The sequence below is a fragment of the Flavivirga aquimarina genome (genome assembly GCF_030540835.1).
Lineage (GTDB): Bacteria > Bacteroidota > Bacteroidia > Flavobacteriales > Flavobacteriaceae > Flavivirga > Flavivirga aquimarina.
The window spans coordinates 37,700-52,862 of the sequence record NZ_JAUOEK010000148.1 but is presented as its reverse complement, the minus strand read 5'-3'; the positions used below and the strand labels follow the sequence as shown (position 1 = coordinate 52,862).

General features: G+C 33.9%; 8 protein-coding genes. 3 read left to right on the top strand and 5 right to left on the bottom strand.

Annotation, left to right across the window (positions count from 1 at the left end):
* Positions 1 to 189 precede the first annotated feature (189 nt).
* The 5 genes from Q4Q35_RS15810 to Q4Q35_RS15790 form a co-directional block, all read right to left on the bottom strand.
* Positions 190 to 1,605, bottom strand: a complete 1,416-nt coding sequence (locus Q4Q35_RS15810) for a RagB/SusD family nutrient uptake outer membrane protein (RefSeq protein WP_303278972.1) — start codon at positions 1,603 to 1,605, stop codon at positions 190 to 192.
* Positions 1,606 to 1,615: 10 nt separating this feature from the next.
* Positions 1,616 to 4,768, bottom strand: coding sequence for a SusC/RagA family TonB-linked outer membrane protein (locus Q4Q35_RS15805; RefSeq protein WP_303278971.1), 3,153 nt, complete (start codon positions 4,766 to 4,768; stop codon positions 1,616 to 1,618).
* A 290-nt stretch (positions 4,769 to 5,058) separates the two neighbouring features.
* Positions 5,059 to 6,624, bottom strand: a complete 1,566-nt coding sequence (locus tag Q4Q35_RS15800) for a RagB/SusD family nutrient uptake outer membrane protein (protein ID WP_303278970.1) — start codon at positions 6,622 to 6,624, stop codon at positions 5,059 to 5,061.
* Between the two features lie 10 nt (positions 6,625 to 6,634).
* Positions 6,635 to 9,712 carry a SusC/RagA family TonB-linked outer membrane protein gene (locus Q4Q35_RS15795; RefSeq protein ID WP_303278968.1) on the bottom strand — a complete coding sequence of 1,026 codons (3,078 nt, stop codon included), beginning with the start codon at positions 9,710 to 9,712 and terminating at the stop codon, positions 6,635 to 6,637.
* Between the two features lie 437 nt (positions 9,713 to 10,149).
* Positions 10,150 to 11,841: a POTRA domain-containing protein gene (locus tag Q4Q35_RS15790; RefSeq protein ID WP_303278967.1), complete on the bottom strand. Its 1,692-nt coding sequence runs from the start codon at positions 11,839 to 11,841 to the stop codon at positions 10,150 to 10,152.
* A gap of 306 nt (positions 11,842 to 12,147) precedes the next feature.
* Here Q4Q35_RS15790 and rpsL point away from each other — a divergent pair, with 306 nt between their 5' ends.
* Genes rpsL through fusA form a run of 3 tightly spaced genes read left to right on the top strand, consistent with a single transcriptional unit; the run spans position 12,148 to position 15,154 of the window.
* The gene (gene rpsL / locus Q4Q35_RS15785) at positions 12,148 to 12,522 is read left to right on the top strand and encodes a 30S ribosomal protein S12 (protein ID WP_102756994.1); all 375 of its coding nucleotides are present in this window, start codon (positions 12,148 to 12,150) and stop codon (positions 12,520 to 12,522) included.
* A 22-nt stretch (positions 12,523 to 12,544) separates the two neighbouring features.
* Positions 12,545 to 13,021 (top strand): 30S ribosomal protein S7, encoded by a 477-nt coding sequence (gene rpsG / locus Q4Q35_RS15780; protein ID WP_135877589.1) that lies wholly within the window; start codon positions 12,545 to 12,547, stop codon positions 13,019 to 13,021.
* Between the two features lie 6 nt (positions 13,022 to 13,027).
* On the top strand, positions 13,028 to 15,154 hold the full coding sequence (fusA, locus tag Q4Q35_RS15775) for an elongation factor G (protein WP_303278965.1): 2,127 nt from the start codon (positions 13,028 to 13,030) through the stop codon (positions 15,152 to 15,154).
* Positions 15,155 to 15,163: the final 9 nt, after the last annotated feature.

Here is a 15,163-nt window from a genome sequence, read left to right as displayed (position 1 = left end):
TTTTGAAGCATTTTTTAACTTCATATATAAGCCCATATCAAAAAATTACACAAAACATAAAAGCGATTAAGAAATATTACCTTTTTCTTAATCGCTTTTAAAATTACATTTGAAAAAGAACTACCTTTTTCAGTGGCCTCGAAAATCTCAGCCTCTTTTAAATTAAATATGTCTTAAAAAAGAATACTTTTATCTACCGTCATTAACACTTTCGTCAATATTATCATTAGCATCGATTTCTTTCTGAGGGACCTTTAAAAAGAATTTTTTATCATCAGGCTCTAGATCAGAATTTATAAGTCTATGATTAGCTGTTCTTGGAATACCTCTTCTTAATCTTTTTGCATCAAACCATTCTACTCCAAGTTCTGCATAAAGCTCTTTTCTTCTTTCAACAAGTATTTCTTCGTACAGGTCGTTACCGGTATTTGTTGATTTTACAGCATTTACATCTCTGTTAGATTGCAATTCAAATAACAGATCATGAGCTGTAGGGTCTCCTTGTTTAAATTTAGCTTCAGCTTCTATTAGTATCATTTCAGCAGTACGCATTAAAGGCATATCTGAATCAAATTTGAAGGTGAATTTGGTTGTTGTTAAATGAAACCAATCATTTGGCCCTCCTCCATAGGTATTGTCAAATAGGTTTCTTACATCATCATCAGAAAATAATTCTGCAAATTCTCTATTTACATAAGTTCCAAAATAGCCGTCATTAAAATGGTCAGTAAAAGCATGCGGTGCTATGTAGAAAAAATTTGATTGATCGTTAGTTTGTGGGCTACCCCAAATCCACTCGATATTAGAAATATCATCAAAACCATCATCATAGGTACTGGCATCTAAGACAGAAGAAACATCTCCACCGTATGCAGCTCTTGCTGCAGCTTCTGCTCCTGGCCAATTTTCTATTACTTGATATACTCGTGCTAAAATACCATTAGCTACTTGTTGGTTAACATAAGATTTTCCTAATCTGGAATCTCCTAATCCTGCAACTGCATCTGTTAAATCTGAAACTATTTGATCATAGATCTGCTCAAGGGTACTCATTGGTTTCCCTTCTAAAGACAACTCTGTATAAATAGGAGGTGCAGGTAAAGAAGAATCATATGTGTAAGTGTGTTGAAACTCCATAGCAAGCTGAAAATAGAAAAACCCTCTTAATGCCTTACCTTGCGCAATTAATTCCGTTTTGTCAATATCAGATAATGAGCTAGCTTCAACACCGTTAATTAGAGTATTAGCCTGATTAATTAAATAATAAGGAAACTCCCAGTTAAAAATAGTTCTAGTATAGTTTGGTTCTCTATTGTCATTGTCATAATCAAAATTATACCAAGAATTTTGAATAAAGTCATTACCTTTTACGGTACGTGCAAAATATAAACTGTAAACACCTCCAGCATCTGTTCTTGTAAATTGTCTTCTAAAATTTCTTTGTATTCCAGATAATAAAGCTTCTGCTCCAGCTCTGGAACCAAAAATCACAACATCTGCAACAGAAGCAGTAGGCTGAGGATCGTCTAAAAAGTCTTTTTCACAGCTAATGAACATTAAGGCCACTAGCAATAAAATTTTGAATTTGAATATATTAGTTTTCATAGTTTTTTTTTTAAAAATCTAAATTAACACCGAAAGAAATTATTCTTTGGTTATAAGATCTGTTATTGGTAGTTCCTGCAAAACTTTGCTCAGGATCAATTCCTTCGTGAGATTGGAAAGTAAGTAAATTATCTCCTTGTATGAAACATCTTAATCTGGAAACGCCAAATTTTTCTAAAGTTTCAGTTGGGAAACTATAACCTAGTGTAAGTGCTTTTAACCTTACATAATCATTTTTGAAAAGAAATCTATCAGATCGACTAGAAAAATCATTTTGATTTTGTAATAATAATGGAACATCTGTAATGTCACCAGGTTGTTGCCATCTGTTTGCTAAATCAACAGTCCCAGGTCCTCCCGCAGTTTCAAATGCACCAAATAACCCAGCATAAATCGAATCATAGACATAAGCACCAAAGCTAAAGTTAAATAAAAAGTTAAAATCAAAATCACCAAAAGTAAAACTATTGTTGAATCCACCAATAACATCAGGTAACGATGATTTATTGACATAATTTCTAGAAGCATCGGCATATTCTTGTGTAGTTGTTTGTTCTCCAGTAGGATTTCCTTCGGTATCTAATACATCTACGTACCACTGAGCATAACCAGTATCTGGATTTACACCAGCCCACTCAGCCATATAAAATTCATATAGAGATCTGCCAACTTCCCATCTTTTAGTACCATTGATAAAAGATTCTTGAGTTAGTTCTGTAATTTCATTTTTATCGAAAGAGAAGTTTACACTAGAATTCCATTTAAATTTCTCATTATTAATGATATTTGCTCTTAAGGATACTTCTATACCATAATTTTTTAATGCTCCTACATTAGTTTTTATAGATTCGTTTCCTGTTGAAACAGCTAGAGGTTGATCGTATATTAAGTCAACAGATTCTTTGCTATAATAATCAACAGAACCAGAGATAATATTTTTAAATAATCCAAAATCTAATCCAACATTTATGGATTCTGTTTTTTCCCATGTTAAAAATCTATCAGCAACAGAACCTAAAAGAACTCCTGTATTGGTTAGTTCATTTTGCCCTGTCTCAAATAACGATAAATAAGGGAAATATGATGCAACTAATGTGCCAGTACCATCATCAACTAACGTTCTATTATTTCCTAACTCACCATAGGAACCTCTTAATTTTAAGAAATTTAAAACATTATTATCTCTTAGGAAATTCTCTTCCGAAACTATCCAACTACCACCAATTGAGTAAAAATTACCCCATCTAACTTCTCGAGCAAATCTACTTGAGCCATCTGTTCTAAATGAACCTTCTAAAAAATAACGTTCTTTGAAATTGTAAGAAACTCTACCTAGATAAGATTCTAATGTCTCATCGGTAAAAGCGCCACTTATGTTTTCAGGTGTAGTACTTCCGTTAAGTACTTTAACATTAGGTAAAAAACCAACACCTTGAGCTCCTAACTCATCATTATTTCTTTCAAAAGCTTCATGAATGGCATCAATATTAAATGTATGATCACCAAATGTCTTTTTATAATTTAATGAATTAATAATGTTTTTAGTTGTAGTAAAGTCTCTGTCTTGATCTACTCTACCACTAACACTTGCAGCAACACCAAACTCATTATGGTTATATTCGTAAGTGTCTAAAGTGTATTTTTCGTAAGATAGTTGAGTTTTAAAACTTAGATCCTCAAGTATTTGTACTTGTGCATAACCATTTGCTGTAAAGTTGTCTCTTTTGTTTCTAACTTCATACAAGTATAGGGAACCAACGATATTTTCTCCTTGAAATTGAGGACGGGCAGCATTTACTGGTTGCCCACCACTTGTGTTTCCGTAATCATATACTTTTTCACCATTAGAGTTAAGATCTAAAGCTCCATTGGCATCTCTTCTATAGAGAGGGTAGAAAGAAGAAAGATTATTTATCCATTGAATTGTACTTGTAAATGATGTACCGCTTTGATCTGGTACATTTTGTTTAGATGTAGAATAAAATGCACTTAATCCTGCTTTGAACCAACTGTTTACTTTTGTGTCAATACTTAATCTAGTAGTGATCCTTTCAAAATCAGATGTTTTTATAGTACCCTCTTGGTCTAAATAATTTCCAGAAAAATAGTATGAAGTATTCTCACTACCTCCAGATACTGCTAAAGTATGTTCTTTTCTAATAGCAGCTTCATTTATTAATAGATCTGCCCAATCTGTATCCCATGCTTTATTTGTAGATACTAACTTTCCATCAGTTCCAACTGGGTTAGCTATACCATAAGGGTTATACCCCAAAGTAGGAATTAAGTTGTTTGTTGCTGAGGTAGCTGCAACTTCAGCAGTATTACCGTCCTCGTATTGTGATGCATTTCTTAAGGCCTCCCAAGTATATTCTGTGAAGGTATCTGTATCTGTTAACTTATGTCTGTCAACTGCTTGATTTGCAAATCCTATAGTCGATCTAAAACTAACAGTGGTAGGCGTATTAAATTTACCTTTTTTAGTAGTTATTAAAATTACACCATTGGCACCACGAGAGCCATAAAGAGAAGTAGAAGAGGCATCTTTTAATACATTTATACTTTCTATTTGATCGGCGCTAATTGTATTGATGTTTCCATTGAAAGGTGCTCCATCTAAAATAATTAAAGGATCTGCAGAAGCATTAATCGAAGAAGTACCTCTGATACGGATTGTAGGACTATTTCCTGGTTGGCCACCACCTGATATAATATTAACCCCAGGAACACTTCCTTGTAATGCGGAAGTCACAGATATGGTTTGTTGATTTTCAATTATATCTGAAGAAACAACTGTTAAAGCACCTACAATTGATTTTTTTGTTTGAGAACCATAGGCAACTACAACAACCTCTTCCAAGGATTCTGTGTCTTCTTGTAACGTAATATTAATTGTATTGGAAGCGCCTACTGAAACTTCGGTTGTCGTATACCCTACGAAACTAAAAACAATTGTTGCACCTTGAGAAGCACTAATTGAATATTTACCATCGAAATCTGAAGATGTACCAGAACTGGTACCTTTAACTAAGACAGTTGCTCCAGGCAACGGTAAGCCAGAATCATCTGAAACTGTACCTGAAATTGTCTTTTCTTGTGCAAACGCAAGTTGCACTACCAACGCTAGTAATAGCGTTAGAATTCCACTAAACTTTGTTTTCATTTTATAATTATTTGAATTAGTCAATGCCAAAAATCCTAATAAAAAGTTAATAAAACAATAAATATTGGTTAAAATTTGCTTTTTTATGAGGTATTTTGAAAAAATGAAGGTAAAACATAACAGGCTTTGACACAGGTTTCTTGGTGTCTTTGGAGAAAAATAGGCAGTAGTATTTATAGCTCCAATGACTGCTCTAATACCAAAATTTTGTGTTTGATCTTGTATGAGGTACAAGGTATAAAAAAACCATCCTAAAAAAGGATGGTTTTAAACTAATAAATAGATTTTTTTTAATTAAAAGTTGGTATGTTTGTGTCGTCAGCTCTAGCAGGTGCAGCACTAATATCAAAATGTGGTACAACACCGGTTGGATCTGCAGTTACACCTCCCAATGTATATAATTCCTCTTGAATTACCTGCAACTCTGTAGCGGGTACAGGGAAGTGTCTAAAAGTTCCAACTTGTAATTGATTGGTTCTTCTTCTGTCAAAGAATCCAGATCCACAACCTGAATTGAATAATTCTACATAACGCTCGTAAAAAATAGCATCCATTATTTCTGTTTTGGAAGCTCCGCCTGCTAAAGGAGGTAATTCACCTCTAGTCACTCTAGAGCTTTCATTAACAGTGCTCACAGCTCCTCCAAGATCATCTAATCTGGCTTGTGCTTCAGCTAATAATAATCTATTGTCCTCAAGCATAAATGATTTAAGTTGCTTAGAATCTGCCCCGTCTGAAAAGTTATCATCATTAGCATAACGCATACTAATATAGTGGGAAAAATGAAACTGACCTCTATCAGGGAAGAAGACAATATTTGATCTAAATTCAAAATCCTTGCCATCTCCAACTCTAGCATCAGGTGTGGTCATTTCTGGGTTATCTAAAACATCACCAGGTGTGGCTGGATAGAATTCTGGTTGACTAGGATCCAGTAAATTAACAACTCTCATGTCTAATCGTCCTCCAAAAGTTCCAAAACCATTTGGAGATTCGCTAAAAACAAAAACATTACTCCACCAAATTACTCCGTTATCTCCTGTTGGCCCAAAATCTTGGGTTATACCATTTTCGACAAGGGTCTTTATAGTGTTCCAGTCAATAGCATTAGTCTCATCAAGATTTCTAGCTGATTGTACAATAAACCGTGCTTTAAAAGAATTAGAGATCTTTATTAATTCTGCACTTGTTGGCATAATGCCATTTATAAAGTTGTCAGTAATTGTAAAGTCGTTACTATTTGCTATAGCGATTGCTGCGTCTAAATCTGTTATGGCTTGTGCAATTAACTCTTGGTAACCAACAAATGGCAATTTTAGTGAAAGGTCAGTATTCTCATCAACAATAAAACCTTTTTCAAAAAGTAATCCCAAATAACCATAGGCAAGACCTCTTAAAAAATGTGCAGAAGCCTCAACCTGAGGTGTTCTGTCTACATCGCCTTCAATCCATTCAATACCGTCGTTATTTATGGCTCCTAAAACATCGTTTGCAGACGAGATAGATGCATAATTACCTTGCCATGGTTGTTCAACAACGTTTGCATCTGCCCAAGAAGCAGCATTAAGTATCGGGTTTCTTGGCTCCCATGATAAAGATCTCATCCCATAGTTCCCCCAAGAAGCAGTTCCATGATCAGCGGCCACCGCCAAAGCTGCATATGTGTCTCTATTATTGGCTTGCCACCAGGTTGTATAGCCGCCTCCTACAACTGCATTTAAATCAGAACCGACAGATAGTACCTGCTGAGTATCTGGATTGTTAAGGTTTTTAACCGCATCCATTTCATCAGCACATGATATAAACATGAGTATAAAACCCATGTACATGATATTGTTAAATTTTAATATTTTCATTTTGTTTTTTTTAAAAGTTTAATTGTATAGAAAAGCTATACGATCTGGTAGTAGGATAAGGAAAGTTATCTACCTTAAATACATTAGGGTCACCCCCAGGTGTATTTGCATCATTACCAAGACCATTAGTATCTCTACTAGTTAAGTCTGATCTACTTGCTTCAGCTTGATTTGTAATTTCAGGGTCGAAACCAGTATAGTCAGTCCAAGTAATTAAGTTTCTTCCTATGAATCCTATTCTCATACTCTCTATAAAGTTACCAATGTTCCCCATACTTTCACCGTAAAGTGTGTAGTAAAGAGAAAGTTCTCTCAGTTTTACAAACGAACCATCTTCTATAAAGCCAGAACTTGGATTCCCCGTATTATAAAGTCCTGCATAGAAACTAGCTGGAACTTGTGAATTTGCAGAAACTGCATGTCTTGTATCACGATACAGCCATTGATTGGTTCTATTATAAATGTCACCACCTTGTTTCCAATCAAACAGTGTGTATAATGAGAAATTTTTATATTTTAAAGTGGTATTTATACCCATTCTAAAATCTGGAGTAATATCACCAATCACAAAAAATGCGTTACCTTCATCATCAACTCTTGCCACAGGGGTCGATCCAGTTGCCGCATCAACTACATAACCCTCAGCATTTACTTGGTAATCATTAGCATCAAGACCAGCTGGCAAATCTGATAAAGATTGAATAAAATCAGTACCATACATAATACCAAAGTTTTGGCCTTCTTCTACTCTAAAGAAGGTTGTGTTCTGAGTCCCTGGTCCAGTGAGGTATGCTGGTACATCTAGACGAGTAATTTTTTGCTTAGATTTATCCCAAACTATGCCCAAATTCCATGAGAAGTTATCATTTCTAATAATATCATAGTTTAAAGAAGCTTCAAACGTTGTACCTTCTATTTCTCCAGCATTTCGCCACTGAGAACCAAAACCTGTAGCCGCTGATAATGGCACATTAAGAATTTGATCATCAGTTATAGCTTTAACATAGTTAAATTCAAAATTAAAACGATCTAAGAAATCTATATTAATACCTAATTCCATCTCACCTGTTTTTGCAGGTTTTAATTTATTATTACCTATAGTAGACTTACTAGCTGCTCCATTTCTTAATGAAAATGTTTCAAAACGCATTTCATAAGTTGGTCTAATACCAGCCGTACCGTAAGATGCTCTTAGTTTTAATTCTTGAATACCTGGAATTTCGAAGTCCTCAGTTAATCTGTAAGCTAAACTTGCTCTAAAGTAATTAGCCCATCTGGTGTCAGGTCCAAATAAAGAAGATCCTTCTCGTCTTACAACCCCACTAAAAATATATTTCTTTTTGTAATCAATATCAGCAATTGCAAAATAACTATCAGAAATGATAGTCTGAGATTCAGAAGCTAAAGCAGGCCTGTCTTTAATATTGTCTAATGAACGAATACCAGACACTGACAAATTATACCCTTCTGAATTATTAAAAGCACTATTATACCTTTCATTTAAGTAACTTAATCTTAAGTTTAAATTAAAAGCGTCATCTTCACCAAATCCCTTAGAAAATAACGCATTGAATCTTATATTTTGTGCACGGCCGTTGAAATTGGACCTTTGAATAAATCCTATATTTTGAGCCTGCCCATCAGGACTATCAGATAAAAAGCCTTTTGGTATATAGTTTTCAAAGGCATTGTTTTCGTAGTCGTAAGAATATGAGCCGTTTAAAGTTAGCCATGGCATAACTTCATAATCTAACGCCACATTACCTAAAACTCTATTTCTTCGTTCTTCCCTGTCATTATTAGCCAAAGAATAAAGTGGGTTTCTGTTATTACCATCAATAGTATCAAAATCATAATTGTAAGGCGAGCCATCTTCTTCATTAGGAGCTAACATATCATGTATTGGCTCTGTCATTAATGTAGCGAAAAGAGCATTTAATGTAGAGCCAGAATTAATTCCAGCATCTCTTCTTGAATTACCATAAAAAAGCGACGTTTTCAAGTTTAGTTTCTCAGATATTTTGCTGTCTAAGTTTAACCTGAAGTTATCTCTTCTATACTTATCAACCTCTTTAATAATTCCTTCATCATCAAGTCTTGAATAAGAGAATAAATATCTAGCATTTTCACTTCCTCCATTTATAGAAGCAAAATGACTGTTGAAATGACCAGTTTGAAAGATTCTATCTTGATTATCATATAAGGTGCTACTAGTTGGATATGGATTATCAGCAAACCCATCTGGATCAAGTTGTCTTGAACCTGTTGATAAATCAAAATCAGAACCATCAGGAAGCATTAAGAACTTATGTGTTGTCGCCAAGTCATATTCAGAATTCACATTTCTCCAACCAAGTTCAGATCTATACGTAACGTTAACTTTATCACTGTATTTACCGCGTTTAGAAAATATTTGGATAACACCATTTGCTGCTCGAGATCCATATAGTGAAGCTCCCGCTGCACCTTTAGCTACCTCAATACGGTCAATGTCTTCCGTGTTGATGTCTGCAAGTCCTCCTTCTAAGATTACTCCATCTAATATAATTAGAGGGTTTTGACCTGTAGCTATTGAATTAGCCGTTCTTAATTGGATACTGACATCACTACCTGGCTGTCCTCCAGAAGGAGAAATCGTTAGACCTGATATTTTACCTTGAAGCGCTTGACCCGCCGATGTGGCTGGAACATTATCCAAAAGCTCATTGTTTACTTGCCCTAAAGCAAAACTCAATTCTTTAATGGATCTACCTTTTGCGGTACCCGTAACAATTACTTCCTCTAAAGATTCTGCACTTTCTGGCAATGTAACATTAACTGTGTTGGAAGCACCAACAGTAACCTCAGTAGTAGTATACCCTACAAAGCTAAATACAAGAACACTACCTTGGCTAGCTTGAATTGAGTAATTACCATCAAAATCTGAAGATGTACCTGATGAAGTGCCTTTAACTAAGACCGTAGCTCCAGGTAACGGTAAGCCAGAATCGTCTGAAACAGTACCTGAAATTGTCTTTTCTTGTGCAAACGCAAGCTGCACTACTAACACTAGTAATAGTGTTAGAATTCCACTAAACTTTGTTTTCATTTTATAATTATTTGAATTAGTCAATGCCAAAAATCATAATAAAAAGTTAATAAAACAATAAATAATGGTTAAAATTTGCCTTTTAACGGGGAAATCTAAGAAAAAATGCAAAAATAACGGGGTTTTATTGGAATATTGACTTTTAAATAAAAAGAAGCTGCCTTTTTTAAACAGTTCTAAAATTTGTTTTCATTTTATATTTATTTTGAATTAGTCAATTATAAAAGTTGGATATAAAATTTGGCTTAAAAGTGTAATGAATTTTTTTTCAATGTGTTGTATGTGTTTTTTTAGTGAATGTTTTAAACAAGATAGGTTAATTTGAAAAACAACTTGTAGGACAGCCGTAAAATGACATAAAAAGGATGCTTAATTAAGTTGCTAAAATGGTGTTATTTATGATTTCAATTTAAAAATATGAAAATACACAGTGAAAGTTAAAAATTAGCTATCAGGCTTAAGTGTATTTTAGAATTGGAGAGTTTGAATTTTTGATTTTCATTTTTTCCATTAGCGTAGTTAAATTTAAATAACCCGGCTTGAGTAAGAATACCAAAGCCTAAACCGTATCCAAAAAGTTTTTCCTTGGTATTTAAAATTTTATTTTCAAAATAGGCAGCATCTATAATTGAATGAATATAAATTGAGTTGTTAAGTTGATACCTGTATTCTGTATTGATTAAACCAAATAAAGAAGAAAATAGGCTGTTTTCTTCAAACCCTCTAATGGAATTGATACCTCCAAATCGGAATAATTCATTTTCGAAATAAGTATTAGAATTTAAAGAAGCGCCGTTCAGTCTTAAAAATAGGCTGTTTTTTCTGTTTAAGTTAAAGATTTTAAATGCGTCCATATAGAACTGAGATTGTTTTTCTTGGGTGTTATTTGCTTTTCTTTCTCCAAAATTTGCTTCCAGATATAGTTTAGAATGTATTGAGAAAAGAAGATTGTAAGGTTGTGACTTTATATACTCGTAAGCAAGTGTGTAGTATTGTGTTTTATAATCTAAAATAGATAATGTGCCTTCTGTTAATAGATTATTTGACTCAGTAAAAAGAAGCCCAGCATATAATTTATGTTTTGGATTTATTTGATAATGTAGTTTTAATGACTGATTTACAGTTGTGAATGATGAATCTTTTTTAAAAATCTGTAATTGTAAATCGACACCTATTGGAGAATTAAATAAATAAGGTAAGGTTAAATCAGTTTGAAAGGTGTCTTGATCGTTCTCATCACTTTTGTAAAGGAGTTTAAATGACTCACCAAAATTTAAGTTATTGGTTAAATTTAAGTTTAAATAGCCATCAAAGTCCAGTTTATTTGTTTCTTCATTGGTACCAAAACCTAAGAAACCATCAAAAGAATTACTTTTTGCTTTTTCAAGATATAAATACAACGTTGTCGAGTCTTTAGAAAATAAAACTTCGGGAGATTTTATTTCGTTGGCAAATTTTAAATTGGTTAATTGGTTGGTCTTGTTTTCAATTTTAGCTAAATCGAAAACTTGAGATGGTTTAATTTTTAAATAATGTTTTAGGTAGGAGCGTGGAAATTTTTCATAACCTTTAATGATGATATTATTAATAACTCTTTTGCTTTTTTTCGATTCAATTATCAAATGTGCAGATAAATTGAAGTTGTCCTTAATTTTAATATTAGACAAACGTAGTTTAGAAAAAGGTAGTCCTTCCTCTGAAATTTTAGAATTAATAAAGTTTAAAGCCTTTTCAATGTTTATAAATTCTAATTCAAAATAATCATCAAAAACGTTTTTTGAAATGACTTCTAAAAAAGAACGTTTAACCTCTGTTTTGTCATAGTATATATATATGGTGTTAAATTTCTTTTTTAAATGAACTTGAGTTTTAAATGACGAATCATTTATTTTAATGATTTCTTTAAAGCCGTTTTCAATGTATCCCATTTTAAAAAGCCTTTTTTGCACTGAGTCTGCCTCATGTTTAATTGAAGCATAATCCTTATGAGCTTTTAAATAGTTTAAAGAATCTATAACATCGGTTTCAAATTCGGTATGGCCATTAATTTTAAGATATAAATTTTGGCAAAACAGTTCCGAAGAAAAAAGTATATATATAATAAAGAATAAAAAAGAAGTTTTTTGCACTTTATAACTAGCTGTTTATTGTGTAAATCTAACGGAAAACGTAGACTTATAATATAGAGGATGAGATAATTTTTAAATTCTATGTAAAATAACTCAGGTATTTTATGAAAAAAGGACAAGTAATCTATGTCATTTTAAAGACGAAATTAGACAAATAGATGGAGAAATGAGGGAGTTCCTCATTACATAAAAAACAAAAAATCATTACGATATGAAAATTAATGATTTAGGGTTTGAATTATTCATTTTAATTTCTACCTTTGCAGCCCTCTTAAAAGAGGATTTTAAAATTTATATATATTATATATGCCAACAATTTCACAATTAGTAAGAACAGGAAGAGCCAAAATAACCAAGAAGAGTAAATCGGCTGCTTTAGATTCTTGTCCGCAAAGACGTGGTGTGTGTACTCGTGTTTACACGACAACTCCTAAAAAACCAAACTCAGCGATGCGTAAGGTAGCAAGGGTTCGTTTAACAAACGGTAACGAGGTGAATGCATACATTGGTGGAGAAGGACATAATCTACAAGAGCACTCGATAGTATTGGTTAGAGGTGGAAGGGTAAAAGATTTGCCAGGAGTTAGATATCATATCGTTCGTGGAGCTTTAGACACAGCAGGTGTTTCAGGTAGAACACAACGTAGATCTAAGTATGGTGCAAAACGCCCTAAGAAGTAATTTAAAACTTTAAGAAGAAGACATGAGAAAAAGAGCAGCAAAAAAAAGACCGCTTTTACCAGATCCACGTTTTAACGATCAGTTAGTAACTCGTTTCGTTAACATGATGATGTGGGATGGAAAGAAGTCTGTCGCTTTTAAAGTATTCTACGATGCAATTGATATTGTAGATTCGAAAAAAACTGACGAAGAAAAAACAGCATTAGAAACTTGGAAAGATGCTTTGTCAAATGTGATGCCTCACGTAGAAGTACGTAGTCGTCGTGTTGGAGGTGCAACATTCCAAATCCCAATGCAGATTCGTCCAGATCGTAAAGTTTCTACGGCAATGAAATGGCTAATTAGCTACGCAAGAAAGAGAAACGAAAAATCTATGGCTAATCGTTTAGCTTCAGAAATTTTAGCAGCAGCTAAAGAAGAAGGAGCAGCAGTTAAGAAAAGAGTTGATACTCATAAAATGGCGGAAGCTAATAAAGCATTCTCTCACTTTAGATTTTAATACGACATGGCAAGAGATTTAAAATTCACTAGAAATATAGGTATTGCTGCGCACATTGACGCAGGAAAAACTACTACTACAGAGCGTATTCTTTATTATACAGGCGTATCTCATAAAATTGGAGAAGTACATGATGGTGCTGCAACAATGGACTGGATGGAGCAAGAGCAAGAAAGAGGTATTACAATTACTTCTGCTGCGACTACTTGTGAGTGGAAATTCCCAATTGAAAATGGGCAACCAACTTCTGAAACAAAAGGATATCACTTTAATATAATTGACACACCCGGTCACGTAGATTTTACAGTTGAAGTAAATCGTTCATTACGTGTACTTGATGGTTTAGTATTCTTATTTAGTGCGGTTGATGGTGTTGAGCCACAATCTGAAACTAACTGGAGACTAGCAGATAACTATAAAGTGCCTAGAATTGGTTTCGTTAATAAAATGGACCGTCAAGGGTCAAACTTTTTAGGTGTTTGTCAACAAGTAAAAGATATGTTAAAGTCTAACGCCGTGCCAATCGTTTTAAACATTGGTGATGAGGCAGACTTTAAAGGGATTATCGATTTAGTAAAAAACCGTGCTATTGTATGGCATGACGAAACTCAAGGGGCAACTTTTGATGTGATTGATATTCCAGAAGATATGAAAGAAGAAGCTCGTAAGTACCGTGCACTTTTAATTGAAGAAGTTGCGACTTACGATGAGAACCTTTTAGAGAAATTCATGGAAGATGAAGATTCTATTACAGAAGAAGAAGTGCATGCTGCACTTAGAGCTGCTGTAATGGATATGGCTATCATTCCTATGATTTGTGGTTCTGCTTTCAAAAATAAAGGGGTGCAGTTCTTATTAGATGCTGTTTGTCGTTACTTACCTTCTCCAACAGATAGGGATAACATTGTAGGGACAGACCCAAGAACAGGAGATGAAGCTATACGTAAGCCAGATGTTAAAGATCCATTTGCGGCTTTAGCGTTTAAAATTGCTACAGATCCTTTCGTTGGTCGTTTAGCATTTTTTAGAGCTTACTCTGGTCGTTTAGACGCAGGTTCTTATATATTGAACAACCGTTCAGGTAAAAAAGAACGTATCTCACGTATCTACCAAATGCACTCTAACAAACAAAATGCTATCGATTATATCGAAGCAGGAGATATTGGAGCAGCAGTTGGATTTAAGGATATCAAGACAGGAGATACTATGTCTGATGAAAAGAATCCTATTGTTTTAGAATCTATGGACTTCCCAGATCCAGTAATTGGTATCGCAGTTGAGCCTAAAACTAAAGCAGATGTTGATAAATTAGGAATGTCTTTAGCTAAATTAGCAGAAGAAGATCCAACATTTACAGCGAGAACAGATGAAGCTTCAGGACAGACTATTATTTCTGGAATGGGTGAGCTTCACTTAGATATTATTGTAGACCGTCTTAAACGTGAGTTTAAGGTTGAAGTAAATCAAGGTCAACCACAAGTTGAGTACAAAGAAGCTATTACACAACGTGCAGAACACAGAGAAGTTTATAAGAAACAATCTGGTGGACGTGGTAAATTCGCAGATATTGTATTTACACTTGAGCCTGCTGAAGAAGGAAAAGTAGGATTAGAGTTTATTTCTGAAATCAAAGGTGGTAACGTTCCTAAAGAATTTATTCCATCTATTGAAAAAGGATTCAAAATGGCTATGCAAAATGGTCCATTGGCAGGATACGAAGTTGATGCTATGAAAGTAACATTAACGGATGGTTCTTACCATGATGTGGATTCAGATCAATTATCATTCGAATTGGCTGCGAAACTTGGATTTAAAAACTCTGCAAAAGCTGCAAAAGCGGTGATTATGGAGCCTATCATGAAACTTGAGGTAATTACACCTGAAGAAAACATGGGTGATATTGTTGGAGATTTAAATAGAAGAAGAGGGCAAGTAAGTGATATGGGTGATAGAGCTGGTGCGAAAACTGTAAAAGCTACTGTGCCATTATCTGAAATGTTTGGTTATGTAACAACATTAAGAACATTATCATCAGGTCGTGCAACGTCAACAATGGAATTTTCACATTATGCTGAAACACCTTCAAATATATCTGAAGAAGTGATCAAGGCAGCAAAAGGTGTTGAAGCTTAAAATCTAAGA

Coding starts and splice junctions, on each gene's coding strand:
- rpsL (WP_102756994.1), top strand. CDS start 12,148: ATGCCAACAATTTCACAATTAGTAAGAACAGGAAGAGCCAAAATAACC.
- rpsG (WP_135877589.1), top strand. CDS start 12,545: ATGAGAAAAAGAGCAGCAAAAAAAAGACCGCTTTTACCAGATCCACGT.
- Q4Q35_RS15810 (WP_303278972.1), bottom strand. CDS start 1,605: ATGAAAACTAATATATTCAAATTCAAAATTTTATTGCTAGTGGCCTTA.
- Q4Q35_RS15805 (WP_303278971.1), bottom strand. CDS start 4,768: ATGAAAACAAAGTTTAGTGGAATTCTAACGCTATTACTAGCGTTGGTA.
- Q4Q35_RS15800 (WP_303278970.1), bottom strand. CDS start 6,624: ATGAAAATATTAAAATTTAACAATATCATGTACATGGGTTTTATACTC.
- fusA (WP_303278965.1), top strand. CDS start 13,028: ATGGCAAGAGATTTAAAATTCACTAGAAATATAGGTATTGCTGCGCAC.
- Q4Q35_RS15795 (WP_303278968.1), bottom strand. CDS start 9,712: ATGAAAACAAAGTTTAGTGGAATTCTAACACTATTACTAGTGTTAGTA.